We start from the raw sequence: 26,622 nt of genomic DNA on the forward strand, positions 1-26,622 counted from the left end.
ATCAGTCACATTAATTTTCATTAGCATATAGAACGAGATTTGCTGCCTGTCTGACTTGTTCAATCGCAAAATTCAACTCATTAAAACGATGATTGGTTTCATTAATGAATATCTCATCTGCTTTACGGCGTTCTTTACGTAAGGTTGAAACAAATTGCTCAAATTCACCCGCAACACGTTGCAATGTCGGTGTTCCGACATAACGAGTAGCACCATATAAGCGATGTAGTACATGCTCTAATTGAGGGAAGTCTTCAAGTTCGATCAGCTGTTGCATTTCAGTGAGTTCACCCTCAAAACTGTCGACTAACATTCGCAATAAATCTTGGGCAAGGTCTTCTTTATTTGCTGCAAGTTGGACACTTTGCTGCCAATTTAGAATTTGTGGATCAATTGATTCGATTGGGTGTTTTTGCTCTGTGGCGATGGGTTGAGCGATAAAATTATTTTTAGTCCAATGGGTAAGAATTTGAATGATCTGCTCCATTTGGATTGGTTTCGTCACATAATCATTCATGCCTACTTTTAATAGTTTTTGTTTCTCATCAGCAAGCGCATGGGCTGTAAGCGCAATAATTGGCAGTTGCATGCCTGTATCTAAAGTCGACTCTAATGAACGTATTGCACGGGTGGTATCAATCCCAGACATAACTGGCATTTGAATATCCATAAAGACTAAGTCAAATGGCGGAAGATTTTGTTCGATACGCTCTTGAATAATATCAATCGCTTTTTGACCGCTCAGCGCTTTGGTCGTCGTGACATTCAATTCACCTAATAACGCTTCGAGTACGATCAGGTTTGGCAGATGATCATCTACTGCAAGGATGTGTAACCCTTGACCATTAAAGTCTTCTGGCTCTTGTTCGAAGATGGGTTGATTGCCCAACAACTGCACCAATTCACGACGGCTTAATGGTTGATACAGTGGGCGGGCGCGGTATTCATTCAGCATGTTTGGCTCAAGACTCATTTGATAGCCATAAACTGCTAAATTGCCACTATAACGTTGGCGGATTTCTTTGAGTAATGCTTCAGTATCACCACTATGGTCGACGATCAGCCAAGTGCTTTCTTGTTGATTTAGATGATTTAATCGACTAAATAAATCCAATATCGACTGCGTTTCGATATGTGAAACATGATAATTTTCTAAATACGAGCGTAGCACGCTTGCAGTTGCAGGGTGAGCCAAATAAGACACCACTTGCAAATGATCAAAATGTGGATGCTCTACAAAGTCATGCTCTTCTTCAACTTTAAATAGGGCTGTGAACCAGAAAGTTGAACCTTTATCCGTTGGCGCACGATCTTGGTTATCTTCAAAGCCAATCTGACCATGCATTAAGTGTACAAGTTGCTTAGAAATAGCTAAGCCGAGTCCTGTTCCACCGAATTGACGAGTGACGGAAGCATCACCTTGAGAGAAAGATTCAAATAAACGTTTGCGGTCTGTGCCACTTAGACCGATACCACTATCCTGTACGCTGAAATGTAGTAAACATTGGCCAATGTCATCATCTTCCATACGGACACGAACAATGATTTCACCATCTGGCGTAAATTTGATGGCATTAGAAATAAGGTTGGTGAGAATTTGTTTAAAACGTAACGCATCGCCAATCACATGCTGAGGGATATTTTCAGCATAGTAGAATGCCATGTTGATATGCTTCTGCGCTGCTAGAGGAGAGAGCATATCCATCACATCAAAGATGGCTTCCTCAAGATCAAAAGGTGCGGTTTCGAGTTCTAATTTCCCAGCATCAATTTTGGAGAAATCCAATACATCATTGATCAATGCCAATAGGTGAGCAGAAGATTTACGAATCGTTTGTAGATAGAGATTTTGCTCATTACTTAAATTTTGTTGACGTAGTAATAAGTGAATAAAGCCATCAATACTATTTAGTGGTGTTCTTAGTTCATGGCTGATATTGGCCAAAAATACTGATTTTGATTGGTTTGATGAAATCGCTTGGTCGCGTGCTTGACGATAAGTGATGTTCTGGACTTCTAAAGTATCTAAAGTACGGCGTAAATCTTCTTCCGTTTGTTCTGTATGTTCTTTTAATTCTAAAAAACTAAAGTGCAGACGCTTCACGACATTGGCAATATCTCTTTGCAATAGCCGTAACTCACCTGTGCTGTTAACGACAATGTGTTGATCTAAAGTATCAGCATTAAGGCGTTGCATTTGCATACGAATTTCGTAGAGCGGTGCTAACCAGCGACGTGAGAATACATTTAAACAAAACAATAAAATAAGAAGTGTGATTAAGCCTGTCACAACTAAAGAAAGTAAAATTTTATAGCGTGCCAGCTCAAGCGGCTGGTTATCTAACTCGATCATGAGCCAAACAGAGTTTGGATTGCCAATATCTAGTTTTGAGCCATAGATACTGTTGTGATTGTGTTTGATTGGCCCAAAGAAATTACTGTTGTTTGGAAAGCTTGGCCAGAAGCGGTTATTTTGATAACCAACACTGAGATAAGTTTGACCTTTGTTGTCGATTAAAACCGCACGTTGCAGATTCTTTTCATCAAACATTTTTTGCAGAATGTTTTGCGCACGATCATATTGATCCGGGCGTTCTTGCACGAGTCGGAGTAAATCAATTGCCGTTTGGTGATAGCGCGCTAAAATTGCTGAAGCATCAGAACGTTGCTGTTGTTTTGCTGCATTTGTTGTTTCAGATAAAACCCAAAGTGTCCCCACGCTGGTCAAAATAGCAATCGGCACTAAAATAAGTGCAATCAGTTGTCCGTAAGCATGATTGAGCCGTAATCGTTTCGATAAAGTTTTATTGAAATTGGACATAGTGCGGTCAGATTTATCATTCTGCAAAACATCTTAGCACGCTTTAATAACAGCGAGGCATTTAGCAGCCAATAAAAAGCATATTGAAAAGGTGCAGTATTTCCGTTTTTTTCATACAATAGACGCCACCTTAATATCGGTGTCGATCATGACGAATACGCAAACTGATTTTCTAGCAGACGAATTTTTACTCGACTATTATGTTGGTAAAAGCCCACTGGTGCGTTTACAGCGTTTAGCAAGTCATACAAGCGCAACGGTATTAGCAAAATTAGAAGGCAATAATCCTGCTGGTTCAGTGAAAGATCGTCCAGCGTATAACATGATTATTCAAGCCGAAAAGCGTGGTCAAATTCAGCCGGGCGATACCTTGATTGAAGCAACCAGTGGTAATACAGGCATTGCGCTCGCTATGGTTGCAGCGATGCGTGGCTATAAAATGAAATTGATTATGCCAAATAATATGAGTCAAGAGCGTAAAGACGCAATGTTGGCTTATGGCGCAGAATTAATAGAAGTGACGCAGCAACAAGGTATGGAAGGTGCGCGTGACCTTGCCATGCAAATGCAAGCAGAAGGCAAAGGATATGTGCTCAATCAGTTTGGTAATCCAGACAATGTAGAAGCTCATTATCTGACTACAGGTCCTGAAATTTGGAAACAAACAGGCGGAAAGATTACCCATTTTGTGAGTTCAATGGGAACTACGGGTACAATCATGGGTGTTTCCAAATACTTAAAAGAACAAAATCCAGAGATTCAGATTGTTGGTTTGCAACCTTCAGATGGTTCAAGTATTGCTGGTATTCGCCGTTGGCCTGAAGAATATTTACCAACGATTTTTGATCGCAGTCGTGTCGATCGTATTATAGATATTCCGCAAATTGAAGCTGAACGTACTATGCGTCAACTGGCGCGTAAAGAAGGCATTAGCGCGGGTACTTCTTCTGGTGGCGCGGTTTGGGCTTCATTACGTATTGCGGAAGAAAATCCTGATGCGGTCATTGTTTGTATCATTTGTGATCGTGGTGATCGTTATCTATCAACGGGATTATTCTCCGTACAAGATTAGAATCTCCCTTGCGGAGCTATACCGCTCCTTATCTCGTTAATAAAGAGAAGAAGAGGGAGCTGCTTCCTTTTGTAAGGGAGCTTGGGTAGCAATGCTACTCAGAAGTGATTTAATGAGATTTTAATATGAGCTTACGGTTTCCAATTTTAGTTTTTGATATTGAAACGCTAACTGATTTAAAAGCTGGCGCTCATTTATATCATCTTGATTTACCTGAAGCTGATGTTGAGCAAGCGCTGACTAAAATTCGTCGCCAAGAATCTGGGATGGATTTTCAGCGTCTTCCATTACATGAGATCGTTTGTATCTCAGGTTTATGGCTCGATGAAAAAGGATTTAGATTATTCTCTTTTAGCCAAGAGCAAAATTCTGAAGCTGAAATGCTGGCAAAGTTCTTGTCTATTTTTGATAAGAAGCAGCCAACGCTCGTGAGTTGGAATGGTTCGCAATTTGATTTGCCTGTGATTCTATTCAGAGCAATGTATCACGGTCTGTCAGCACCGAGTCTTTTTGACCAAGGTGAAATTGATAACCAGAAGCGCTTCAATAACTATCAAAATCGTTATCATCATCGTCATGTTGACTTGATGGATGTGATGGCAATGTTTAATGGCCGTAATTTCCAAAAATTAGATGATATTGCTTGTCTTCTGGGCTTTCCAGGGAAGCGTGGCGAATCGGGTTATCATGTGCCTGAATATGTACGAACTGAACAATGGTTAAAATTAACGAGCTATTGTGAGGGTGATGTGCTTAATACATGGTTGGTTTACTTACGTTGGTTATTACTGAAAGGTCAACTGAATCAACAAGATCATCAACAGCTTATGCAAGCAACGATTGATTATTTACAAACTCAAACGCAACAATCAGATTTTTTACAGGTATGGCAACAAACATCGCAATATACTGTATTCACCGCTCAAACTTTTGCGCCCCAAATTTAGGTTCATCTTTTGAAACATAAAGCGAAACATCGACCAGTCCAAAATCCTATTTATACCTTTCAGATTGAAGCATTTTCGCATGAGGGGCGAGGGATTGCGCATTATGGTACGCATCCTGATCATCCTAAAGAAAAGCATGGTAAGAAAGTTTTCATTCGCTATGCTCTAGTTGGTGAGATGGTTCAGGCGAAAGTAACCCATCAGACCAGTCGACTTGAAGAAGCTGAGATGGTGAAATTAGAAAGTGAACCAGCAGCCTCACGGATTGACCCCATTTGTCAGCATTTTGGGACTTGTGGTGGTTGTAGTTTGCAACATATAGATCCAACTGAGCAGATTCGTTTAAAGCAAAACGTTTTGCAGTCGCATTTGCAGCACTTTGCAGGTTTGCAACCTGAACAATGGTTAGAGCCTATTCGCGCAACTAAAACAGACTATCGTCGTCGTGCAAGAATTGGTGTTCGTTATATTGCGAAGCAGAATCGATTGGTGATGGGTTTTCGTGAACATCACAGTAATCATTTAACTGCAATTCAACAGTGTAAAGTACTTGATCAAACTTTGTCTGATGCGTTGCCAGAGTTGCGAAAATTACTCGAAAGTCTAACAGGCAAAGCGCATATTGGTCATATAGAATTAGCCATGGGCGATCATGAGATTGCGTTATTAATTCGTCACTTAGATGAATTAAATGTGTCGGATGTCAACCAATTGCGTCAATTTTCGTTACTCAGAGGGTGGCAGTTATACTTTCAACCGAAAGGTATAGAGAGTTTACATCGCGTTGATGATTCTCAGGCTGAGATGCGTTTGCACTACAGTTCGGACGATTTTGCAGTCAAATTTGCGTTCTCTCCACTCGATTTTACTCAGGTAAATAGTGAAGTAAATGCAAGAATGGTTCATTTGGCATGTGAATTGCTTAATTTACAAGAAGGTGAAAGGGTTCTTGATCTATTTTGTGGATTAGGTAATTTTTCTTTACCTTTAGCACGTTGTGTTGGTGAGACTGGTCAAGTCGTTGGTGTTGAGGCGAGTGATGAGATGGTACATAGAGCAACTGAGAATGCGAAAGCAAACCAGTGCACTCAAGCCGTGTTCTTTTCACAAGATTTAACAAAAGACTTTTCGCATCATTCTTGGGCGAAGCAAGGATTTGATGCATTATTAATTGATCCTCCACGATCAGGTGCTTTTGAGGTTATGCAATATGTACCGAATTTTGGAGCGAAAAGAATCGTTTATGTTTCATGTAACCCATCTACACTGGCAAGGGATGCAGGTGTACTGGCACAATATGGCTATCAGCTCAAAAAAGCCGCAGTGATGGACATGTTTACGCATACTGAACATGTTGAATCTATTGCCTTATTTGAAAAAAATGAGCAGCTTGAAAAGATCGAAGAGATAAACGATTAGAAAATGAGTTACATATCCAGAGGAGAATGGTATGGTCACAGTACGTGAGCAGTTACCTGGACCGCTCCATGAGTTGTCCGAGGAAACGACTGTAGAACATGCCGCTGAAGCGCAAAGTGGTCTAGTGTCTTGGCTAGATCGAGTGCGTGATATCTTGGAAGGGGCGGAGCTAAAGCAGCTTGAAAAAGTTGCACAGCTCACCTTGGAAAGAGAGTTGGAGTCCACGGTTAATCATCGTACCAATACCTTTAGTACAGGGATTGGTATGGCAGATATTTTGGCGCATTTACATGTCGATGAAGACACATTGTCAGCGGCAGTGTTATATCGTAGTGTACGTGAAGGGTTCATTACTTTAGAGGATATTCAAGCGCATTTTGGCGAGCAAGTTTTAAGCCTTGTAAAAGGTACGCTTGCGATGGGTAAACTGTCTGAGTTAATTGAAAAGAACAAACGATTAGAAGATCATTTCAATAATAATCAACGAGAGCATTTAAGCGGCATTTATAAAATGCTGATCTCGGTCACAGAAGATGTACGCGTTGTTTTAATCAAATTGGCAGAACGAACCTATGCACTGCGTGAACTTGCAACAGCAAGTAAAGAACGTCAAGAGCGTGTTGCACGTGAAATTCTGACCATCTACTCGCCACTGGCGCATCGATTAGGCATTGCACAACTTAAGTGGGAGCTTGAAGATCTTGCATTCCGTTATTTAGCGCCTGAACGTTATAAAGAAATTGCATCGTTACTTAATGAAAAACGTTTAGAGCGTGAGCAATATATCCAGTTTGTGATTGATAAGCTTAAAAATGAATTAAGTGAAAATGACATCCAATCTGAAATAACAGGACGAGTGAAGCACATTTATTCGATTTATCGAAAAATGAAAAGCAAGAATCTGAGCTTTGATCAGCTCTATGATATTCGTGCGGTTCGCGTGCTCGTGAAAAATGTACCTGATTGTTATCATGCTTTGGGCATCGTGCACCAAATCTGGCGTCATATTCCGAACCAGTTTGATGATTATGTCACCAATCCAAAAGCCAATGGCTATCGCTCATTGCATACGGCTGTAATTGCTGAAAATAAATCTTTGGAAGTACAAATCCGTACTTTTGAGATGCACGATGAGGCTGAGCTTGGCGTTTGCTCTCACTTCAATTATAAAGAAGGTGAGAAAAATACAGACCATTCATTTAACCATCGTTTGCATTCTTTACGTGCAGTTCTTGAACATTATCAAGAACGCACAGAGACGACGCCACATGCTGAAGATGAAGAGTCAAATGGTATAGATCAGATTCAAGATTTTGAAAATTTTGAAAAGATTTATGTGTTCAGCCGTGATGGTGACATCAAAGAATTACCACGCGGTTCGACAGTTCTTGATTTTGCCTATCATGTGCATACAGAAGTGGGTAATAAGTGTTACGCTGCGCGTGTCAACCAACGTTATGTACCATTAACCTATACGCTTAAAACGGGTGAACAGGTTGAGATTTTAACCAAGAAAGATCGTGAGCCAAATCGTGATTGGTTGGTAAATTCTTTAGGTTATATCAAAACAGCCCGTGCACGTGACAAGCTACGTCATTGGTTCAGACAACAAGATCGCAGCAAGAATATAGAAGTTGGGCGTGAGCTGTTAAACAAAGAACTTGCTCGTTTAGCGATTCACCCAAAAAGTATTGATCTAAAAGATTATTGCTCACATTTTAATTTTAAATCTGGCGATGATATTTTAGTTGCGTTGGTCAGTGGCGATATCAGTCTGCATGCATTGATTAATCAAGTTAATCGTCAGATGCATTTGGATCAAGATGAGCCAGAACTTGTTTTAAAACCTGCGTTAAATCCTCGTGCTAGTCATACGTTATCTGCGCATGGCATTTTAATTGATGGTTTGGATAACGTTGAACTGCATATTGCTCAGTGTTGTCAGCCAGTACATGGTGAGTCGATTGGTGGTTATATTACGTTGAATCGTGGCGTGAGCATTCATAAAGTTGCTTGTCCTGATTATATTCGCATGACGACACAAGAACCTGAGCGAGCTGTTGAAGCGGATTGGGAAATGCAGCCAACGCGTGGTCAGAGTGTACAAATCGTGGTGGAAGCATATGATCGCCGCGGTTTACTCAAAGACTTAACGCAAGTGATTTTCTCCGATCAAATTAATATTCGTCAGGTCAATACCATTTCTGAAGCAGATGGGATTGCCAATATGAAATTGTTGATCGAAGTGAAAGGCTTGGCTCAATTATCTCGCTTGCTTGCTCGTTTAGAACAGCAACCCGGAATTATTAGCGCAAGACGCTTGGTTCAGGGAAGTTAACAAAAAAGCTGCATGTAAATGCAGCTTTTTTTATTATGAACGTTTCGATAAGAAAATATTGGTGAGTCGATTTAAGAACTGTGGGCTAATACTCGACAATTGATACATCAGCTTAGTTTTGATACCTACAGGGGTATGTGTAGGAATCAGGGCATGATCTTTTTGTTGTGCCAAATGCAGCACCTGCTTCGCCACATCGGCAGGGGTTAAATCCACACCAATATTTTGAATGCTCCCTGCATCCATATTTTTCACCATATTGGTTTGCACAAATAAAGGCATAACATCGAGTACACGAATATGATGTTTTTGCCATTCCACATCAAGGGCTTCGGTTAAACCACGCACTGCAAACTTGCTTGCGGAATAAGAAGCCAAATCTGCTTGACCATAAATAGCAGAAGCTGAGGAGAGGTTGATTACTCGTGCAAAACTAGCTTCTTTCAGATGAGCTAAAGCTGTATGACAACCGTTTAAAACACCTTTGATATTAATATCTACTGTGCGGTGATGAGATTGGATCGTCGTATTTTCAAATGGCCCTGAATATAAAATTCCTGCATTATTCACTAAAATATTGAGTTCACCAGCCCAGTTTTTAAACTCCTGAAGTGCGATCTGCCATTGGCGATAATTACTGACATCAAGATAACCTGCTTTTGCATCTGTACCGAGTTCTGCTGCTAAGGCTTGGGCTTGTTCCTCATTAATGTCATAGATTCCAACTTTATAGCCATTTTTGTGAAATAAACGCGCGATTTCAGCACCAATTCCTTGTGCAGCCCCACTAATAAAAACACTATGTTGCATTACTTTCCCTTACTTTATATTGATACTTCTTGAGTGCGTGTATATTACGCATATGCGGCTTTAAGCTGCAACAATTTGCTTTAGTTTGGAGTCGATCATGGAAAAATTGTTAAATATCATGCAAGAGTTAAGACAGAAATGTCCATGGGATCAACAACAAACACCAAGTAGTTTGACGCGTTATGCGATAGAGGAAGCTTATGAGGTAGAGGCTGCGATTCGAGTCGGTGATCTAGACGAAATCCGTAATGAATTGGGCGATTTACTTTTGCAAGTTGTATTCCAATCTCAGATGTATAGTGAGCAGGGCGCTTTTAATTTTCAAGATGTCGTTGAAGCGATTAGTGAAAAGTTGATTCGCCGCCATCCTCACGTTTTCCAAGCAGAACAATATCAAAATTTAAATCCCGAACAAGTCAGTGAATTATGGAAGCAAATCAAGCAACAAGAAAAGCAAGGTAAAGCACAATCTAGATTAGATGAAGTCAAACATGCGCCAGCCTTAGTACAAGCACAGGAAATACAAAAGAAAGCTGCGCAACTGGGTTTTGATTTTGAAACAGTAGAAGATGCTTATGGAAAGTTAGATGAAGAGTTGGGTGAGTTGCAGCACGCGATAAAAACACAAAAAGCCGATGAAATCGAAGAAGAATTTGGTGATTGCCTATTTTCTTTGATTAATGTTGGACGTAAACTTGGCCTGTCGAGTGAGACCGCATTGTTAGCAACGATTCATAAATTTAGAAGCCGTTTCGCTTTTATAGAACAACAAGCACAACGACAACATAAAGACTTGCAAGAAATGAGTTTGGCAGAGATGGATGAACTTTGGGAGCAAGCAAAAGTACAATTAAAACATCAGGGGACATCGAATGAATTTGCCGCAGCTACGCAGCAAACCTAATTTTTTATTCATCATTGTTTTATGGTTGGGATGTTTTTCTCAAGTGTATGCACAACAGTTTGATCAATCCTATGAAAAGTGGAAAGCACAGCAGCAAGCACGAGATCAGCAATTGGCAAAACAACCCAACAATAATTATTATTTATCTAGACCAAGCCAACAGCAAACAAATAAGCAACTTTCATCTTCTGTAAATATTTCAGGCGATAAAATTAGTTTAAATCAAGCGAACTTAGCACAATTGCAAAGTCTAAGTGGTGTTGGGGCAAAAAAGGCACAAGCCATTATGGAATATCGCCAAAAGAATGGTGGTTTTAAAACGATTGATGAGCTGGTAAATGTCAAAGGAATTGGGCCGAAATTGCTTGAAAAGAATAAAGCTCGACTCATTTTATAAGAGAAAAAATGAAATGCTGTTGCTAATCATGGCCGCTGATCTGTTGAAACTTCAACAGAATAAATTGCCCTTTGTGAGCGTTAGAGCTATGATTAGCGACAAATTGTTATTTACGTCCTGACGTAGGAGACAGTGTCTTTTGCAAACTTTGCGCGCGTCAAAATGTGGTTTGTCCACAACTCAACTTCCATCCTCTATTCTAGATGTAATTGATAGCCTGACTAAAGCCGGCTATGAGGCATATATTGTGGGCGGTGGTGTTCGCGATATGATGTTAGGTTTAAATCCTAAGGACTTTGATGCTGTAACTAATGCAACTCCAGCTCAAGTCAAAGAGGTTTTTGGTCGACGTTGCCGTATTATTGGACGACGTTTCGAATTAGCTCATGTTTACTCTGGTCGAGAGTTAATTGAAGTTGCAACTTTCCGTGCTCCCCCTAAAAAAGCAGTCACTAGCGCATCTGGTATGATTCTGCGTGATAATAACTGGGGAACGATAGAGCAGGATTTTGCTCGTCGAGATTTTTCAATCAATACTTTGTATTACCAACCTCGTAAAGGTGTGGTGCTTGATTTCTGTCATGCGGTTGATGATATTAAAACACGCACATTACGTTTTCTAGGTGAGCCAGCACAGCGTTTTGAAGAAGATCCTGTGCGAATGTTACGTGCTTTACGTTTTGCTGCGAAACTCAACTTCCATATTGATCCATCTATTCTCGATGTTTTTGATATTGAAATGACGCAGTTATTGCGTGATGTCTCTCCTCATCGTTTATATGATGAATCTCAAAAGCTATTCACGATGGGGCATCTCAGTCGTGTGCTACCAATGTTGATTGAGTTTGGTGTTTGGAAGCAATTATTTGCAGAAATTCGTCCTGAGATCACAGCATTTATCGATCGAGCTGCAAGAAATACAGATCAACGTATTCAAGTCGGTAAAACCATTAACCCTGCATTTTTTTATGCAGTGTTATTGTGGAAGCCTTTCTTAGAGCGTTGTGATTTTTATCTAAACAAAGGTGTTGTGCCTGCTGAAGCACGTGCGCAAGCTGGACTGGATGTATTAAAGCGTCAAGCAACGCGGACCATCATTCCGCGGTTCGCTGAAACTTTTATTCGTGAAGTTTGGGAAATGCAAACTCGCTTACTCAATCCAAAACCTCAGCAAATTGAAGCACTCGCTGGGCATGCACGTTTCCGTGCAGGATTTGACTTTCTTCTATTGCGTGAGAAATCTGGCGATAATAGCACTGACGGAATGGGCATTTGGTGGGAAAACTACCAAGAAATGACCATGGATCAAAAAGAAGCTGCAATTCGTCAATATAATCGTCAGCGTAGTAAGAATCGTCGTAAAGTTGTCGAAGCTGATGAACCCAAAACGACTGAAATCGAACCTTTGGTCAATGCACCTGAGCCAAGAAGTCGTCGCGCGAAAAAGGAACGTGTGCGTGTAGATGAATCAGCAAACCGTTTTATTGAAAAAGCAACAGCTGATTCAGGGCAAATAAATGCTGATCATCCAATATTGAAACGGAAACGTGTACAGCGTGATTTGAGCCAAGTTATTTTTGGACCAACACAATGACGGTTCGTAGTTATATCGGTCTTGGTAGTAACTTGGGTGATTCTGAGCAAATTCTCCGAGAAGCAGTTGAGAAATTGGCAACATTGGGTTCTGTTCAGGTGTCTAGTCTGTATCAAAGTCCACCAATGGGGCCACAAGATCAACCACATTACTTAAATGCAGTTGTGCGATTAGATACGATGCTTGAGCCTTTACCATTGCTAGATCAGTTACAGCAGTTTGAGCAAGACGCTGGACGTGTTCGTTTGCGACGTTGGGGCGAAAGAACCTTAGATCTTGATTTATTGATTTATGGTCAAGAGCAGATCCAAAATGAACGTCTTACCGTGCCGCATATTGGTATTTTAGATCGTGACTTTGTCATTATTCCCTTATTAGATTTAGATGCTCATTTACAGTTAAATGGTCATTCTTTAAAAGATTTAGAACTGGTACAGCAAGCAAACTTGGCTGTAATAGCAGACCAGTCTTGGGCAACAGCTTAAGACTGTTTCGTTCTGGAAACGCCTGTAGAGGACATCATCATGATTAGTCTAAGTGACTTAAGAAAGTTTAAAGCCGAAGGACGCAAGTTCTCATGCCTCACTTGTTACGATGCAAGTATGGCTAAAGCTATGGAATTGGCTGAAATTGATACGATTTTAATCGGTGACTCTCTAGGAATGGCGATCCAAGGAAGAGATTCGACGCTTTCTGTAACGGTAGAAGATATGGCTTACCATACTGCGGCAGTTCGCCGTGGTAATGCTCATGCTTTAATCATGACCGATTTACCTTTCATGAGTTATGCAACTATTGAAGATGGCTTAAAAAGTGCTAAAGCCGTCATGCAAGTCGGCGCACAAATGGTAAAAATTGAAGGTGGTGCTTGGTTAAGTGATCTTATTCAAGTCCTTACCCGCAATGGCATTCCTGTGTGTGTGCATTTAGGTTTAACACCGCAATCTGTACATGTATTTGGTGGTTATAAACTTCAAGCGAGAACTCGCGAAGCAGCAAATCAATTGATTGCTGATTGCCAAGCAGTTGTAGATGCGGGTGCAGCAGTACTTTTGCTTGAATGTGTTCCAGCACAATTAGGTAAAGAAATTGCAGAGTTATTCCCGAATACACCTGTAATTGGAATTGGTGCGGGTCATGAAACAGATGGCCAAGTTCTCGTTGTCCAAGATATGTTAGGTCTTACCTTTGGTAAAGTTGCACGTTTTGTTCGTAATTTCATGAAAGAACAAGCGGGTGAAACGGCAATTGTAGATGCAATTAAAGCGTATCACGTTGCGGTGCAAGATCAGTCTTTCCCAGCAAAAGAACATACTTTCCAAGTTGAGCTTTAATTCATGAAAACAGAAACAACGATACAAGGCTTAACTGCTTCGCTTGCACCTGCACGTAATACCAAAAAAATGATCGGTTTTGTGCCAACGATGGGTAATTTGCATGAAGGTCATTTAACCTTAGTGCGTGCAGCGAGAAAGATCTGCGACATCGTCGTGGTGAGTATTTTTGTGAATCCAATTCAGTTTGGTGCTGGTGAAGACTTTGATAGCTATCCACGAACGTTAGAGCAAGATAGCCGTTTATTGGCTGATGTAGGTTGCGATATTATCTTTGCACCTTCAGTTGAGCAAATGTACGGTTCACAGCCACGTTTGACCAATATCAGTGTGGGTCAAATCACTGATGATTTATGCGGTAAGTCTCGTCCAGGGCATTTTGATGGTGTTGCTGTGGTGGTGACGAAATTATTTAATATTGTACAGCCTGACTATGCCTTCTTTGGACAGAAAGATTATCAGCAACTTGCTGTTATTCGTCAGTTCGTACAAGATTTAAATATTCCGCTTGAAGTCATTGGTGTCCCAATTGTACGCGCTGAAGATGGTTTAGCACTCAGTTCACGCAATGGATATTTGTCTGCTGAACAACGAGAAATTGCACCAACGATTTACCGTTTGTTAAAGCAAGCAGAGCAATCATTGCAAGAGAGGAAAGCCCTTTCTGAAGTGTTAGCAAATATCTCTGCTCAATTGACACAAGCTGGTTTTGTTGTGGATTATGTGGAGGCGCGTCAGCCTAACTTGCAGCCTGTAGAACAATTTGATCGAAATTTGGTTTTATTTGTTGCAGCTAAATTAGGTTCAACGCGTTTAATTGATAATTTAGAAGTTGACTTTAAAACATAAAAAACAAAGGGCAAAACGCCATGAAGCGTATTCTTATCGTGACAGGACAATCTGGCTCTGGTAAATCCTCTGCGTTACAAGTACTTGAGGATTTGGGCTATTATTGTATAGATAACTTACCTTTGGCGTTGCTGCCTGAAATTGTGGCAAAGCTGGATCATGAAAATAATCTTGAGCAACTTGCACTTGGGGTCGATATTCGAAGTACCCGTGCAGATATGCAAGAGTTTGATCTGGTTTTTGAGCAATTAAAAAAACATGGTTCAGTCGATATTATCTATTTGACTACTCAGGATCAGGATTTGATTGCACGTTTTAGTGCATCACGAAGACCTCATCCATTAGCAAGTCGTTTCAATAGCTTATTACAATGTATACAGGAAGAAAAACAGCTTTTAATTCCGATACAATTTCGCTCCACAGTGCATATTGATACAACAGATAAAAGTGTCCATGATTTAAAACATATCTTGCTGTCTAAACTTGGGCAGTCTGATAAATTGATTGTCATTTTACAATCATTCGGCTATAAGCATGGCATTCCGTTAGATGCGGACTATGTTTTTGATGTACGCCATTTACCAAATCCACATTGGGATTTAGAATTACGCCGCTTTTCGGGTTTAGATGAGCCTGTACGCCAGTTTTTAGAAAGCAGTCAACAAACTAATGAGATGTTTGAGGATATTTATGCTTTCTTGGAAAAATGGTTACCTGCTTTTGCAGAAGGGCATCGGCATTACATGACTATTTCTGTCGGTTGCACAGGTGGTCAGCATCGTTCGGTTTATATTGTGGATAGACTCAAACAGGCCCTTGAGGCAAAATGGTCTGTCCAAATCTTACATAGAGAAATGAAGCACTGGTCATGATAGACACAACAATTGATGTAATTAACAAACTCGGCTTACATGCTCGTGCGTCTGGTAAACTCATCGAGGTGACAAGCAAATTTCGTTCTTCTATTCAAATTGGTAAGGGCGATAAATTAGTTGATGCAAAAAATATTATGTCTTTGTTGATGTTAGGTGCTGGTAAGGGCACAACGCTTCGTTTAGTCATTGACGGTGCAGATGAAGATAAAGCACTGGAAGAAATTCAAATGCTGTTCGCAGCAAAATTTTATGAGGCAGAGTAAATAGTGGCACGTGGCACACAACGTTATACCGATGAAGATTTTGAATCGTTAGAAGGACGTGCGAGCAGAACTGAGCAAAAAAAAGCAGTACAGCGCATGGCAGCTTTGGGTGAGCAATTGGCTCAACTTAATCCAAAGCAAATTCAAAAGCTTCCTGTCGATGAGCGTTTAATTGATGCACTATTAGAAGTGCAGAGAATCAGTTCATTTGAAGCACGTCGTCGTCAGTTTCAACGTGTTGGCAAGCTATTGCGTAATGAAGATGAAAGCACGATTTTATCTTATCTAACGCCACAACAAGGCGCAAAAAAGCAAATGCAATTGATGCGTTGGGTTGATCGCATGATCGAACAAGGGGATCCTGTAATTAATGAGTTTAGTAAAGTATTTAATGCTTCTGAACGCCATACTTTACGCCAGCATGTATTGCGTATTCATCGAGATATGAAAAAAGAAGTGAGTGAGGAAGAGCTTGCAGCTTCGAAGCTCAAATTTGTGAACTATGTACAGCAAGTGGCATTACTTTCTGATCAAGGTTAAATAAAAAGAAGTTTCCGAGGAAACTTCTTTTTTTGTCTATCAATGACCAAACTCGCCTGTCGCTCTTTGTTTTGCCCATTCTCTTAAAATAAATTTTTGCAATTTTCCTGTCGATGTTTTTGGAATCTCTGTAATCACAATATCTTTTGGGACTTTAAATCGTGCAAGCTCTTTTTGGCAGTGTGCAATAATTTCCTCAGATGATGCAGAAGCACCTTGTTTTAACTCAATAAATGCACATGGCACTTCTTGCCAGCGTTCATCAGGTTTTGCAACAACTGCTGCTGTAAGAACTGCTGGATGGCGATACAGTACATCTTCAACTTCTAATGATGAAATGTTTTCGCCGCCTGAGATAATAATATCTTTAGAGCGATCTGTGATTTTGGCATAACCATCAGGGTGGCAAACGGCTAAATCACCTGTGTGGAACCAACCACCTTTAAAAGCATCTTCTGTTGCTTGAGGGTTTTTTAAATAACCTTTCATCACGATGTTGCCACGGAACATAATTTCACCCATGGTTTCACCATCATTTGGAACTGGCTGCATAGTCTCAGGATCGAGAACGCGCATACTGTCTTGCAATGGATAAGGGACACCTTGGCGAGAATGTAGTTGCGCTTGTTCTTGAATAGATAAATCACTCCATCCAGCTTGTGATGCGCAAAGTGCAGAAGGGCCATAGGTTTCAGTTAGCCCATAAACATGATTGACGTTAATTCCAATATTTCGCATACCTTCAATGATTGCTACGGGTGGGGCAGCCCCAGCGACCATGACTTCAACATGATGTTCAAAAGCAATTTTTTGTTCTTGCGGGGCATTGATTAGCATCGATAAAACAATCGGCGCACCACAGAAATAATCGACTTTATGTTCAGCGATATATTTGAAAATGAGTGCTGGATCTACACGACGCAAACAAATGTTGGTTCCACCACTGGCTGCAATTGACCATGCAAAGCACCAACCATTGCAATGAAATAATGGTAATGTCCAAAGGTAAACTGCACGAGGTTTCATGCCACAGGCCAAAATATTACTTGCTGCATTTAGATAAGCGCCACGATGATGATAAACCACGCCTTTAGGGTTGCCCGTAGTACCTGAGGTATAGTTGAGACTAATCGCATCCCATTCATCTTGAGGTAATAACCAATCAAACTCTGGGTTGCCTTCTGCTAACCATGATTCATACTCATATTGTCCAAGAGCAATCTGTTCGCCTTCATACTCTTGATCAAATACATCAATCACAATAATTTGTCGCGTGACAAGTGTCAGTGCTTCTTCTGCGATTGCTCTGAACTCAGGATCGACTAGCAGGACTTTGGTTTCTGCATGTTCCAGCATGAAGGCAATCGTTTTCGCATCTAGGCGAGTATTGAGTGTATTTAAAACAGCACCACTCATCGGCACAGCAAAGTGTGCTTCAATCATTGCAGGCACATTCGGAAGTAATACGGAAACCGTATCGTTCTTTTTAATACCAAGATTAGAGAGTTGATGTGCAAATTGACTGCAGCGCTGATAGGTTTGTTGCCATGTAATATGTCGTTGACCATGAATGATCGCTGCTTGATTAGGGTAAATATAAGCGGCACGTTCTAAATAACGTAATGGGGATAAGGCAACAAAATTCGCGGGTGTCCGCGGTAACTCATCATATGCACTAACCATGTGTTAACTCCATTTGTGTTCTTGTCTTTTATATCTATATAAACATAGTGTGTCGTTTAGTCTAAATCATTTAGGCTTTAGTCTTGTATATGGGTTTTTCTGATTCAGAGGTTTCATCCTCAGCTAAACCTGTGTAAAATCTTGGATACTTTTTTATCCGCCGTTTTTTATCTTTTGAGGTTCTCCTCAATACATAATCTCGCGGTGATATGCTCCATTGTGCGGGGCATCACTCCTTAAGGATTTTATTATGCCAATCATTACTTTACCAAATGGTGATCAAAAACAGTTTGATCAACCGATTTCCGTGATGGAACTTGCTCAAAGCATTGGTCCGGGTCTTGCAAAGAATACCGTTGCAGGTCGTATCAATGATCGCTTGGTGGATGCTTGTGATTTAATCACAGAAGACGCAACAGTTCAGATTATTACCCCTAAAGATGAAGAAGGTTTAGAAATCATTCGTCACTCTTGTGCGCACTTGGTAGGACATGCAGTTAAGCAATTGTTCCCAGAAGCGAAAATGGTGATCGGTCCTGTGATCGAAGAAGGTTTCTATTACGACATCTGGATGCCTCGTCCATTTACTTTGGATGATATGGCGGCGATTGAAGAGCGTATGAAAAAGCTCATCGATCAAGATTATGACGTCATTAAAAAGATGACACCTCGCGATGAAGTGGTTGCTGAATTTACTGCGCGCGGAGAAGAATACAAATTACGCTTGATTGCAGACATGCCAAATGAAACTCAAATGGGCTTGTACTACCATCAAGATTATTTAGATATGTGCCGTGGTCCGCATGTACCCAATACTAAATTCTTAAAATCATTCAAGCTCACAAAAATCTCTGGTGCTTACTGGCGTGGTGATGCGAAGAATGAACAGCTACAGCGTATTTATGGTACGGCTTGGGCGGACAAAAAGCAGTTAGCTGCTTATATTAAACGTATCGAAGAAGCTGAAAAGCGTGACCATCGTAAAATTGGTAAAGCATTAGACTTATTCCATATGCAAGAGGAAGCGCCGGGTATGGTGTTCTGGCATGCGAATGGTTGGACGATTTACCAAGTGCTTGAACAATACATGCGTAAAGTTCAACAAGACAATGGTTATCAAGAAATTAAGACACCACAAATTGTTGATTTTACTTTGTGGGAAAAATCAGGACATGCGGCAAACTATGCTGAGAATATGTTTACGACACATTCAGAAAGTCGTAACTATGCAGTGAAGCCAATGAACTGTCCTTGTCACGTGCAAGTCTTTAACCAAGGTTTGAAATCATACCGTGATTTACCAATTCGCTTAGCGGAGTTTGGTTCATGTCACCGTAACGAACCATCAGGTTCTTTACACGGTATTATGCGTGTTCGTGGCTTTACACAAGATGATGCACACATTTTCTGTACTAAAGAACAAATTGGTAAAGAAGTTGCTGACTTCATTAAACTGACTTTAGATGTTTATAAAGATTTTGGTTTTGAAGAAGTGCAAATGAAACTTTCTACACGTCCAGAAAAACGTGTAGGTGACGATGCACTTTGGGACTTGGCTGAAAAATCTTTAGCAGATGCGTTAGACGATGCTGGCTTAGCTTGGGACTTACAACCAGGTGAAGGTGCATTCTATGGACCGAAGATTGAATTCTCATTGAAAGACTGCTTAGGCCGTGTATGGCAGTGCGGTACGATCCAATGTGACTTCAACTTGCCAATCCGTTTAGATGCTTCTTATGTCACTGAAGACAATGATCGTGATCAACCAGTCATGTTGCATCGTGCAATTCTTGGCAGTTTTGAGCGTTTTATTGGTATACTAATTGAACACTATGCGGGCTTCATGCCACCTTGGCTTGCACCAATCCAAACTTGTGTAATGAACATTACTGATTCACAAGCTGAAGCAAGCGAGCAAGTGGTCGCAAAACTCAAAGAAAATGGTCTACGTGCTATTTCTGACTTGAGAAATGAAAAAATCGGATTTAAGATTCGTGAGCGTACTCTAGAGCGTATTCCATACCTTCTAGTTCTTGGTGACCGAGAAGTTGAAGAAGGTACAGTCAATGTGCGTACTCGCTCAGGAAAAAATTTAGGTACTATGTCAGTAGATGCATTTATTGACCTAGTGAAATCTGCCGTTGCCGAACGCGGCCGGTACATTGTGGAGTAATAAAGATTAAACAGCCTGACCGTAACCAACAACAAGGTGCTAAAAGTAACCGTCCTGCAATTAACGACGAGATCCGTGCAAAAGAAGTACGCCTCGTTGCTGCAGATGGAGAACAAAAAGGTGTCGTTTCATTAAATGAAGCATTACGTGCTGCTGAAGAGGCAAATCTTGACCTTGTTGAGATTGTTGCTAATGCAGAACCGCCTGTTTGTAAAATCATGGACTACAACAAGCACTTATTTGACTTGAAACAGAAGCAAAAAGATGCGAAGAAAAAACAGCATCAAGTGCAAGTGAAAGAAATCAAGTTACGTCCTGCAACGGATGTAGGTGATTACCAAGTAAAATTGCGTGCAATTTTACGTTTCCTTGAAGAAGGAAATAAGGTGAAAATTACCTTGCGTTTCCGTGGTCGTGAAATGGCGCATCAGCAGCTTGGTTTGGCTCAATTACAGAAAATTGAAGCTGACGTTGCTGAGTTTGGTGTTGTTGAACAAGCACCAAAGATGGAAGGTCGTCAAATGGGCATGTTACTTGGTCCGAAAAAGAAAAATAATTTTTCTTAATAAAAAAGCACCGCTATTGCGGTGCTTTTTTATGTTCGCAAGTCTTGTGAGTAATGAAAATAAAGCAAATCTGAATATGATAATATTAGTTGATAATTACACTATTTTAGAAAGGAGAAATAAATGACAGTAATAACAGGGTCAACTGAACTCTCCGAAATTAATCAAAAAGTTGTTCAAGATGGTGAGATTTTACCTCAAGTAAAACTTAAAGATGGTAGTCGTGTGCAAACGGGTACAGTCGCAACAATGTTGCACAATATCAATTTGTATAACACTGGTGCTCGTGGTGAAGTTGAGGATGAACTCATACTCGCAATCCCAACGCTATTCAAAGTTGGGATGTTTGAATTGTTTTCTGTTGATGAATGGATTCAAGGCGATAATCTCGGGCGTAGGTTTGTTGGAGAAAAAGCAAAAGCATTTTTGGAAAGCCAAGCGTAATTTGCATAACATGCTATTTAAGAACATTTTTATTGTTTCTTTTCGTGCTTGTTTACTGATCGTGATTAGTGAAGTGTGCTATAACGCAACAACAGTCAAAATAAAGATGAATAGGGCAACATAAATGATTGACTTATATTATTGGGGCACTCCCAATGGGCATAAAATAACAATTGCTTTAGAAGAAATGGGACTCGAATACAAAATTTTCCCCATCAATATTTTAGAAAATGATCAGTTCCAACCTGATTTTCTAAAAATCTCTCCAAACAATAAAATTCCAGCGATTGTGGATCAAAATGGGCCTCGTGGAGAGCCGATCTCAGTCTTTGAATCGGGTGCGATCCTACAATATTTAGGTCGAAAAACTGGTTTATTTTATCCAACTGATGAACAAGAGCGTGTTGAAGTTGAACAGTGGCTAATGTGGCAGATGGGGGGCTTTGGCCCAATGCTAGGGCAGAATCATCACTTTAATAAGTTTGCTAAAGAACATATTCCTTATGCAATAGAGCGCTATGTGAATGAGACTAAGCGCTTGTATGCTGTGTTAAATAAACAGTTAATTGGTCAAAAGTTTGTTGCTGGTGAATATTCAATTGCAGATATGGCAATTCTACCTTGGGCACTGCGTTACGAATGGCAGGGGATTCAGCTTGAAGATTATCCTTACGTCCAAGATTATATTGAGCGTTTAACAGCACGTCCTGCAATTCAAAAAGCTTTGTCGATTCAAGTCTAATTTTCTATTATGTTTATGTACGCCTCATGAGTTATTGGTTGTTATTTATATCGGCTTTTGGGGCTGCAACTTTATTACCATTACAGTCAGAAGCAGTTTTGATGACTCTGCTTGTAAAAGGTTTGGCAAATCCTATTTATCTGCTTATGGTCGCTACTTTAGGTAATGTGCTTGGTTCATGTGTGAACTGGTGGCTAGGTCTGAAAATAGAACATTTTAAAGATAAAAAATGGTTTCCTGTTTCCGAACAGCGATTATTACAAGCACAGCAGATTTATCATAAATATGGTTTTTATTCATTGCTATTAAGTTGGACACCAGTAATAGGAGATCCGATTACCTTAATCGCAGGCTTAATGAAAGAAAATTTTTGGCGATTCTTATTGATCGTCACGATTGCCAAAGGTGGGCGATATTTAACTTTATATGCGCTGTATTTAGGTGTTTTTTAGATTAAAAGGAAGGTTTTAAACCGTCCCTTTGTTGTTTGATTAATGATCAGACCCTTTGGTGATATCCACTTTAAACAGATCACTGGTTTTAAACCAACAATAGGTTACAATTGCCAGTGTCATGCAACCACCAAAAATGGTTGCAGTAATGGTTCCCATATATTTAGCAGCTAAACCAGACTCAAAAGCACCGAGTTCATTGCTTGATGAAACAAACATGCCATTGACCGCAGCAACACGACCTCGCATATTTTCAGGAGGGAAAATCTGTAAAACAGTTTGACGAACAACAACAGAAACACTATCACACGCACCAGTCATAGCAAGTGCAAAAAGTGATAGCCACATGTTGTTTGAGAATGCAAATAAGATCGTAAAAATACCAAAACCAGCAACGGCTAAAAGCATATTACGCCATGCGTGATGCATCAGTGGAAATTTGGTAAGCACGATCATGGTAATCAGTGCACCAATTGATGGTGCAGCTCTGAGATAGCCCAAACCCTCAGGGCCAACTTTTAAAATTTCTTCGGCGAAAATAGGCAGTAGTGCAATCACACCACCAAATAGAACTGAAATCAGATCTAAAGAAATGGCCCATAAAACAATTTTAGTTTTCCAAATAAAACGGAATCCATCAGTCAGACTTTGTAAGACATTTTCAGTTTCCATTTTTGGAAAACTGCGTTTTTGTAATCTCGTAATTAAGACAAAGCAAGTTGCGAGTAACGCAGTAACAGCAAATAAGCTTGTTTCTCTTCCCATGAATGCCAACATGAAACCACCGAGCATGGGGCCGATGATCACACCACTCTGCCAACCAATCGTGGTCCATGTTGCACCATTGGCATAGAGTTCACGGGGAATTAAAAATGGTTTTAAAGACGTTGCTGAAGGGTTGTAGAAACCCCGAATTGTTCCGAGTGCAAAAATAACAGCGTAAATTCCCCAAGATAGCGTGGTTATGCCTATTTTCTCTAAACCATGTAAATGGAATAAGCTCCAGAGAATCAAGGGGAGTGGAATCGCAAAGAACAAACAGATTTTCATAATTGTTTGTTTATTTAGCTTATCTGCGAAATAACCGCCCCATAATGAAAGTGCGATAAAAGGAATAGCTTCAGCCAGACCAATAAAACCGAGCGTTAACGGGTCTCGCGTAATCTGATAGAGAGAGTATGCAACGATAATTTCTTGAATCAAAATAGCCAGTGTGAGGCAAAATTGATTGAGGGTAACAATCGAAAAATCGCGATAACGTAATGCTGCGAATGCATCATTCTGTATAGACATATTTGTGAGGATTCAATATTTTTCACATATTATAGGGAGTAATTTTCTATAGTTTTCTCATATTTTGAGAATTAATTATGGGAAATAACGTTTGGCAAAAATAAATGCTTTGTTGTCAAAAAATGAGCATTTTACTTTTGTTTTATTCATAGATGCTATATGATACTGCCTTCCTTACCTGCAGGTCGATTTGTAATAGTGCAAACGTGCCGAACAGGTGCTCAAAAGAGGTTACTATGGCTAAGTTAAAAACTCGCCGTGGTGCAGCTAAACGCTTTAAAGCGACTGCAAACGGTTTCAAGCGCAAACAAGCATTCAAGCGCCACATTTTGACCAAAAAATCTGCTAAGCGTATCCGTCAATTGCGCGGTTGTGTAATGGTTCACGTAAGTGACGTTGCATCAGTTCGTGCTATGTGCCCATACATCTAAGGAGATTATAAATGGCTCGTGTAAAACGTGGTGTACAGGCTCATCGCCGTCACAAAAAAATTCTTGCTCGCGCTAAAGGTTACTATGGTGCTCGTTCACGCGTTTACCGCGTAGCGTTCCAAGCAGTAATCAAAGCTGGTCAATATGCTTACCGTGACCGCCGTCAAAAGAAACGTCAATTCCGTGCTTTATGGATTGCGCGTATCAATGCTGGTGCTCGTCAAAACGGTTTGTCATACAGCCGTATGATCGATGGCTTGAAAAAAGCTCAAGTGATCATCGACCGTCGCGTATTAGCTGACATCGCTATGCATGATGCAGTAGCATTTGCCGCTTTAGCTGAAAAAGCTAAAGGCGCATTAGCTGCATAAGCTTAGAGATTCAAAAGAAGGCCGCTTTTAGCGGTCTTTTTATTTTAAAGTATTTAATTTTTAATAATAGATAATAATTTGAGATCAACAATGAAAGATGACCGTTTCTTAAATGATTTAATTCATTACATCCAACAAGGACAAAAGTTTAAATATTTATATTTTTGGGGACATACACCTAAACAAGCTGATCTTGTTGATAAAAGTTGTTTAAGTCAGTGGTATCCATCAACATTTAAATTGGATGGCATTGAATATCTCACGGCTGAGCATTATATGATGGCGCAAAAAGCAAAATTATTTAATGATAAATTGGTTTTTGCACAAATTTTGCAAGTTAAACATCCAAATGAGGCTAAACAACTGGGACGAAAAGTGCAGCATTATGATGATCAGATCTGGAAAGAAAAGCGTTTTAATATTGTTGTACAAGCAAACCTTGCTAAATTTTCTCAAAATTCAGCGCTAAGGGATTTTTTGGTAAATACACAGGATCGCGTTTTAGTTGAAGCATCGCCAGTTGATACGATTTGGGGTGTAGGAATGGCTCAGGAACATGAACATATTCAGGATCCGAGCCAATGGTTAGGTTTAAATCTATTAGGTTTCGCTTTAATGCGTGTTCGAGAACAGCTCATAGATTAGAAGCTTCAAAAGAGTATTGTGGACTGACCCAATCGGTTCAAAAGTAATGATATCGAGGAGATCGTATTGCAGCAGTTGAATAATGGTGAAATACGCTTAGCAACTTTAAATGATTTGCCTCAAATTGCCGAAGTGCATGTTGCATGCTGGAAGGAGACATATACAAATATCATTAAACAGGAGATATTGGATCAACTTGATGTTCAAGAAAAACTCTTGTTATGGCGAGAAATTTATATAAGTGTCGAGCATCAATTGTTGGTTTATGTGGAAAATGATCAAGTACTTGGCTTTTTGGATGGTTATTTAAACCCTAATAATGATGTTGCTGAAATTCGAGCTTTCTATTTGTTTGCAAGAACTCAAAATCAAGGTATTGGCCGTCAACTGTTTAAACAGTTTTATAACTACGCGCTCAGTCAAAGTTATGCCTTCATTCGACTAGAAGTGTTTAATAAAAATCCAAGTCGCTTCTTCTATGAAAAAATGGGTGCTAAGTTAATAGGTGAAGCCGAACTGCCAGAGTTCGGCGAGGGCATAACAGAGTTACTTTATCAGTGGGAACTCTAATACTGTATAAAAATGATGGATTTTATAGTCCAAAATAATAAGCAGCGATACAGATAATAACTGTGATAACAATGAGTTTAATCACACTAGACGTGCTGACTTTATGATGTTGCGCCTGATTGAAATGTTGTGATGTTTCCATCGTTCTATCAATGATCTCTGGCTCAGCGGTCAGCTCGGCAGTTTGATAATGGTTCGCTATTTTTACAATCAGTTTAGAAAATAAATCATCCGTCTTTTGGGAAAAATTACGTAAATTAATTTGCTCTTCAGGGCTAATCAGTTCACCAGCTTCATTATAAGGATGCTGTCTTTGTTGTTCTAAATACTCGGTCAATGCTTCGCAACGATGTAACAAACGATGGGCGCAATCAGCTGGATAATCTGTTGGAATAATTGCAAGTTGATGACTTGAAATACTGCTATGGTCAACTTCATAACCATAAAATGGGAAGTCTTGTTGTGTTGGTTCTGAGAAGTATTGAGCGTATTTGCTGTCAAAGAGTTCTTGCTCCAAGTACCTTGTTACATCATTCCAATTTAGCTTTTGTAGATCAATATCAACTTTTTTTGCAAGTTTATCATTTAGGGTATAGCCCCAAAAAATCTCTTGTCTTAAAGGGTTTCTTTGAGAAGTTGGTACTTCAAAATCATTGTCACTGTTATACCATTCTGCGAGTTCATGCCCACATATCCAAGCTGTCTTTTTATTGGCTTGGTGGCTTACGATAAAGTGAGCAAAAGGGAGTAGTTCAACATTGGCATTTGGGTTTTGTTCATCATTTAGCAAGTTTGATAAATGTAGACTTAACTTCTTCACACCTTGTTTTTTTAGGCCTTCAAGCCAAATTTGGAAATGTTGTGCCAGTAAATGTTGCGATATCAAGTCACGGAAGTTGAAACTGTGTTGCTCGAAGATTGGATGCTCAATCCAACGGCTGAAATTGAGGTCTCCAGATAGAAACTCATTACCATATGTGACAAGTGTGAGCTGTTGCTTCCAAATTTGATCAAGTGCCATCTTGGTCATTTCTCATTGACGATATCGTTATCTTATACATTTTATTAAATTATTGGCTAGCATTAACG

The 26,622-nt window shown here is 40.0% G+C and carries 27 protein-coding genes; 22 read left to right on the top strand and 5 right to left on the bottom strand.

Annotated elements, in window-relative coordinates; genetic code table 11:
• Nucleotides 1-10: 10 nt before the first annotated feature.
• A complete protein-coding gene (locus ACT4_RS02385; protein WP_007479502.1) occupies nucleotides 11-2,821 on the bottom strand; it encodes an ATP-binding protein in 2,811 nt (936 codons plus the stop codon).
• A gap of 148 nt (nucleotides 2,822-2,969) precedes the next feature.
• Here ACT4_RS02385 and cysM point away from each other — a divergent pair, with 148 nt between their 5' ends.
• From cysM to ACT4_RS02405, 4 genes are all read left to right on the top strand, one after another.
• A complete protein-coding gene (cysM, locus tag ACT4_RS02390) occupies nucleotides 2,970-3,893 on the top strand; it encodes a cysteine synthase CysM (RefSeq protein WP_004881753.1) in 924 nt (307 codons plus the stop codon).
• Nucleotides 3,894-4,018: 125 nt separating this feature from the next.
• Nucleotides 4,019-4,840, top strand: a complete 822-nt coding sequence (locus ACT4_RS02395; RefSeq protein ID WP_007479504.1) for a 3'-5' exonuclease — start codon at nucleotides 4,019-4,021, stop codon at nucleotides 4,838-4,840.
• Between the two features lie 9 nt (nucleotides 4,841-4,849).
• Nucleotides 4,850-6,259, top strand: a complete 1,410-nt coding sequence (gene rlmD / locus ACT4_RS02400; protein ID WP_007479506.1) for a 23S rRNA (uracil(1939)-C(5))-methyltransferase RlmD — start codon at nucleotides 4,850-4,852, stop codon at nucleotides 6,257-6,259.
• 31 nt (nucleotides 6,260-6,290) lie between these two features.
• Nucleotides 6,291-8,597 carry a bifunctional (p)ppGpp synthetase/guanosine-3',5'-bis(diphosphate) 3'-pyrophosphohydrolase gene (locus ACT4_RS02405; protein ID WP_004881758.1) on the top strand — a complete coding sequence of 769 codons (2,307 nt, stop codon included), beginning with the start codon at nucleotides 6,291-6,293 and terminating at the stop codon, nucleotides 8,595-8,597.
• A gap of 33 nt (nucleotides 8,598-8,630) precedes the next feature.
• Here the strand turns inward: ACT4_RS02405 and ACT4_RS02410 are convergent, their stop codons facing one another.
• Nucleotides 8,631-9,407: an SDR family oxidoreductase gene (locus ACT4_RS02410; RefSeq protein ID WP_004881760.1), complete on the bottom strand. Its 777-nt coding sequence runs from the start codon at nucleotides 9,405-9,407 to the stop codon at nucleotides 8,631-8,633.
• Between the two features lie 97 nt (nucleotides 9,408-9,504).
• Here ACT4_RS02410 and mazG point away from each other — a divergent pair, with 97 nt between their 5' ends.
• From mazG to yjgA, 9 genes are all read left to right on the top strand, one after another.
• Entirely contained in the window at nucleotides 9,505-10,311 is an 807-nt protein-coding gene (gene mazG, locus ACT4_RS02415) for a nucleoside triphosphate pyrophosphohydrolase (RefSeq protein ID WP_004881762.1), read from the top strand.
• Nucleotides 10,280-10,708, top strand: coding sequence for a ComEA family DNA-binding protein (locus ACT4_RS02420; protein WP_004881764.1), 429 nt, complete (start codon nucleotides 10,280-10,282; stop codon nucleotides 10,706-10,708). The genes mazG and ACT4_RS02420 overlap by 32 nt, the downstream gene beginning before the upstream one ends.
• Before the next feature lie 139 nt (nucleotides 10,709-10,847).
• Entirely contained in the window at nucleotides 10,848-12,302 is a 1,455-nt protein-coding gene (pcnB, locus tag ACT4_RS02425) for a polynucleotide adenylyltransferase PcnB (protein ID WP_007479514.1), read from the top strand.
• Nucleotides 12,299-12,787: a 2-amino-4-hydroxy-6-hydroxymethyldihydropteridine diphosphokinase gene (gene folK / locus ACT4_RS02430; protein ID WP_007479516.1), complete on the top strand. Its 489-nt coding sequence runs from the start codon at nucleotides 12,299-12,301 to the stop codon at nucleotides 12,785-12,787. The genes pcnB and folK overlap by 4 nt, the downstream gene beginning before the upstream one ends.
• Before the next feature lie 39 nt (nucleotides 12,788-12,826).
• Entirely contained in the window at nucleotides 12,827-13,636 is an 810-nt protein-coding gene (panB, locus tag ACT4_RS02435; RefSeq protein ID WP_007479518.1) for a 3-methyl-2-oxobutanoate hydroxymethyltransferase, read from the top strand.
• Between the two features lie 3 nt (nucleotides 13,637-13,639).
• Nucleotides 13,640-14,485, top strand: a complete 846-nt coding sequence (gene panC, locus ACT4_RS02440) for a pantoate--beta-alanine ligase (RefSeq protein WP_007479520.1) — start codon at nucleotides 13,640-13,642, stop codon at nucleotides 14,483-14,485.
• A 20-nt stretch (nucleotides 14,486-14,505) separates the two neighbouring features.
• Complete coding sequence (gene rapZ / locus ACT4_RS02445; RefSeq protein ID WP_007479521.1) at nucleotides 14,506-15,357, top strand: RNase adapter RapZ; 852 nt, start codon at nucleotides 14,506-14,508, stop codon at nucleotides 15,355-15,357.
• Entirely contained in the window at nucleotides 15,354-15,623 is a 270-nt protein-coding gene (locus tag ACT4_RS02450; RefSeq protein WP_007479523.1) for an HPr family phosphocarrier protein, read from the top strand. Before rapZ ends, ACT4_RS02450 begins: the two co-directional genes overlap by 4 nt.
• A gap of 3 nt (nucleotides 15,624-15,626) precedes the next feature.
• On the top strand, nucleotides 15,627-16,163 hold the full coding sequence (gene yjgA / locus ACT4_RS02455; protein ID WP_004881780.1) for a ribosome biogenesis factor YjgA: 537 nt from the start codon (nucleotides 15,627-15,629) through the stop codon (nucleotides 16,161-16,163).
• Between the two features lie 39 nt (nucleotides 16,164-16,202).
• Here yjgA and ACT4_RS02460 read toward each other — a convergent pair whose 3' ends face one another.
• Nucleotides 16,203-17,846 carry an acyl-CoA synthetase gene (locus ACT4_RS02460; RefSeq protein WP_007479524.1) on the bottom strand — a complete coding sequence of 548 codons (1,644 nt, stop codon included), beginning with the start codon at nucleotides 17,844-17,846 and terminating at the stop codon, nucleotides 16,203-16,205.
• A 250-nt stretch (nucleotides 17,847-18,096) separates the two neighbouring features.
• Here ACT4_RS02460 and thrS point away from each other — a divergent pair, with 250 nt between their 5' ends.
• The 5 genes from thrS to ACT4_RS02485 all read left to right on the top strand — a co-directional run bounded on the left by thrS (nucleotide 18,097) and on the right by ACT4_RS02485 (nucleotide 22,223).
• Complete coding sequence (gene thrS / locus ACT4_RS02465) at nucleotides 18,097-20,019, top strand: threonine--tRNA ligase (RefSeq protein WP_007479525.1); 1,923 nt, start codon at nucleotides 18,097-18,099, stop codon at nucleotides 20,017-20,019.
• Between the two features lie 5 nt (nucleotides 20,020-20,024).
• Entirely contained in the window at nucleotides 20,025-20,585 is a 561-nt protein-coding gene (gene infC, locus ACT4_RS16860) for a translation initiation factor IF-3 (RefSeq protein WP_081399763.1), read from the top strand.
• 123 nt (nucleotides 20,586-20,708) lie between these two features.
• Nucleotides 20,709-21,029, top strand: coding sequence for a hypothetical protein (locus ACT4_RS02475; RefSeq protein WP_007479529.1), 321 nt, complete (start codon nucleotides 20,709-20,711; stop codon nucleotides 21,027-21,029).
• Between the two features lie 124 nt (nucleotides 21,030-21,153).
• Complete coding sequence (locus ACT4_RS02480) at nucleotides 21,154-21,771, top strand: glutathione S-transferase N-terminal domain-containing protein (RefSeq protein ID WP_004881785.1); 618 nt, start codon at nucleotides 21,154-21,156, stop codon at nucleotides 21,769-21,771.
• A 26-nt stretch (nucleotides 21,772-21,797) separates the two neighbouring features.
• Nucleotides 21,798-22,223, top strand: coding sequence for a YqaA family protein (locus ACT4_RS02485; RefSeq protein ID WP_007479531.1), 426 nt, complete (start codon nucleotides 21,798-21,800; stop codon nucleotides 22,221-22,223).
• Nucleotides 22,224-22,262: 39 nt separating this feature from the next.
• Here the strand turns inward: ACT4_RS02485 and ACT4_RS02490 are convergent, their stop codons facing one another.
• Nucleotides 22,263-23,516 carry an MFS transporter gene (locus ACT4_RS02490; protein ID WP_007479533.1) on the bottom strand — a complete coding sequence of 418 codons (1,254 nt, stop codon included), beginning with the start codon at nucleotides 23,514-23,516 and terminating at the stop codon, nucleotides 22,263-22,265.
• A 236-nt stretch (nucleotides 23,517-23,752) separates the two neighbouring features.
• Here ACT4_RS02490 and rpmI point away from each other — a divergent pair, with 236 nt between their 5' ends.
• The 4 genes from rpmI (at nucleotide 23,753) to ACT4_RS02510 (ending at nucleotide 25,533) form a co-directional block, all read left to right on the top strand.
• Entirely contained in the window at nucleotides 23,753-23,947 is a 195-nt protein-coding gene (rpmI, locus tag ACT4_RS02495) for a 50S ribosomal protein L35 (protein ID WP_004637967.1), read from the top strand.
• A gap of 11 nt (nucleotides 23,948-23,958) precedes the next feature.
• On the top strand, nucleotides 23,959-24,318 hold the full coding sequence (rplT, locus tag ACT4_RS02500; protein WP_004867327.1) for a 50S ribosomal protein L20: 360 nt from the start codon (nucleotides 23,959-23,961) through the stop codon (nucleotides 24,316-24,318).
• A gap of 90 nt (nucleotides 24,319-24,408) precedes the next feature.
• The gene (locus ACT4_RS02505; RefSeq protein WP_007479547.1) at nucleotides 24,409-24,963 is read left to right on the top strand and encodes an NADAR family protein; all 555 of its coding nucleotides are present in this window, start codon (nucleotides 24,409-24,411) and stop codon (nucleotides 24,961-24,963) included.
• Between the two features lie 66 nt (nucleotides 24,964-25,029).
• Nucleotides 25,030-25,533 carry a GNAT family N-acetyltransferase gene (locus ACT4_RS02510; RefSeq protein ID WP_007479549.1) on the top strand — a complete coding sequence of 168 codons (504 nt, stop codon included), beginning with the start codon at nucleotides 25,030-25,032 and terminating at the stop codon, nucleotides 25,531-25,533.
• A 22-nt stretch (nucleotides 25,534-25,555) separates the two neighbouring features.
• Here ACT4_RS02510 and ACT4_RS02515 read toward each other — a convergent pair whose 3' ends face one another.
• On the bottom strand, nucleotides 25,556-26,554 hold the full coding sequence (locus ACT4_RS02515; RefSeq protein WP_034604494.1) for a hypothetical protein: 999 nt from the start codon (nucleotides 26,552-26,554) through the stop codon (nucleotides 25,556-25,558).
• Between the last annotated feature and the right edge of the window lie 68 nt (nucleotides 26,555-26,622).

The sequence above is a fragment of the Acinetobacter sp. NBRC 100985 genome, from assembly GCF_000241225.1.
GTDB lineage: Bacteria > Pseudomonadota > Gammaproteobacteria > Pseudomonadales > Moraxellaceae > Acinetobacter > Acinetobacter venetianus.

Coding starts and splice junctions, on each gene's coding strand:
- panB (WP_007479518.1), top strand. CDS start 12,827: ATGATTAGTCTAAGTGACTTAAGAAAGTTTAAAGCCGAAGGACGCAAG.
- rpmI (WP_004637967.1), top strand. CDS start 23,753: ATGGCTAAGTTAAAAACTCGCCGTGGTGCAGCTAAACGCTTTAAAGCG.
- ACT4_RS02450 (WP_007479523.1), top strand. CDS start 15,354: ATGATAGACACAACAATTGATGTAATTAACAAACTCGGCTTACATGCT.
- ACT4_RS02505 (WP_007479547.1), top strand. CDS start 24,409: ATGAAAGATGACCGTTTCTTAAATGATTTAATTCATTACATCCAACAA.
- folK (WP_007479516.1), top strand. CDS start 12,299: ATGACGGTTCGTAGTTATATCGGTCTTGGTAGTAACTTGGGTGATTCT.
- cysM (WP_004881753.1), top strand. CDS start 2,970: ATGACGAATACGCAAACTGATTTTCTAGCAGACGAATTTTTACTCGAC.
- rplT (WP_004867327.1), top strand. CDS start 23,959: ATGGCTCGTGTAAAACGTGGTGTACAGGCTCATCGCCGTCACAAAAAA.
- ACT4_RS02490 (WP_007479533.1), bottom strand. CDS start 23,516: ATGTCTATACAGAATGATGCATTCGCAGCATTACGTTATCGCGATTTT.
- mazG (WP_004881762.1), top strand. CDS start 9,505: ATGGAAAAATTGTTAAATATCATGCAAGAGTTAAGACAGAAATGTCCA.
- ACT4_RS02480 (WP_004881785.1), top strand. CDS start 21,154: ATGATTGACTTATATTATTGGGGCACTCCCAATGGGCATAAAATAACA.
- rapZ (WP_007479521.1), top strand. CDS start 14,506: ATGAAGCGTATTCTTATCGTGACAGGACAATCTGGCTCTGGTAAATCC.
- thrS (WP_007479525.1), top strand. CDS start 18,097: ATGCCAATCATTACTTTACCAAATGGTGATCAAAAACAGTTTGATCAA.
- ACT4_RS02515 (WP_034604494.1), bottom strand. CDS start 26,554: ATGGCACTTGATCAAATTTGGAAGCAACAGCTCACACTTGTCACATAT.
- ACT4_RS02475 (WP_007479529.1), top strand. CDS start 20,709: ATGACAGTAATAACAGGGTCAACTGAACTCTCCGAAATTAATCAAAAA.
- ACT4_RS02485 (WP_007479531.1), top strand. CDS start 21,798: ATGAGTTATTGGTTGTTATTTATATCGGCTTTTGGGGCTGCAACTTTA.
- ACT4_RS02460 (WP_007479524.1), bottom strand. CDS start 17,846: ATGGTTAGTGCATATGATGAGTTACCGCGGACACCCGCGAATTTTGTT.
- ACT4_RS02410 (WP_004881760.1), bottom strand. CDS start 9,407: ATGCAACATAGTGTTTTTATTAGTGGGGCTGCACAAGGAATTGGTGCT.
- ACT4_RS02385 (WP_007479502.1), bottom strand. CDS start 2,821: ATGTCCAATTTCAATAAAACTTTATCGAAACGATTACGGCTCAATCAT.
- ACT4_RS02420 (WP_004881764.1), top strand. CDS start 10,280: ATGAATTTGCCGCAGCTACGCAGCAAACCTAATTTTTTATTCATCATT.
- ACT4_RS02405 (WP_004881758.1), top strand. CDS start 6,291: ATGGTCACAGTACGTGAGCAGTTACCTGGACCGCTCCATGAGTTGTCC.
- ACT4_RS02395 (WP_007479504.1), top strand. CDS start 4,019: ATGAGCTTACGGTTTCCAATTTTAGTTTTTGATATTGAAACGCTAACT.
- panC (WP_007479520.1), top strand. CDS start 13,640: ATGAAAACAGAAACAACGATACAAGGCTTAACTGCTTCGCTTGCACCT.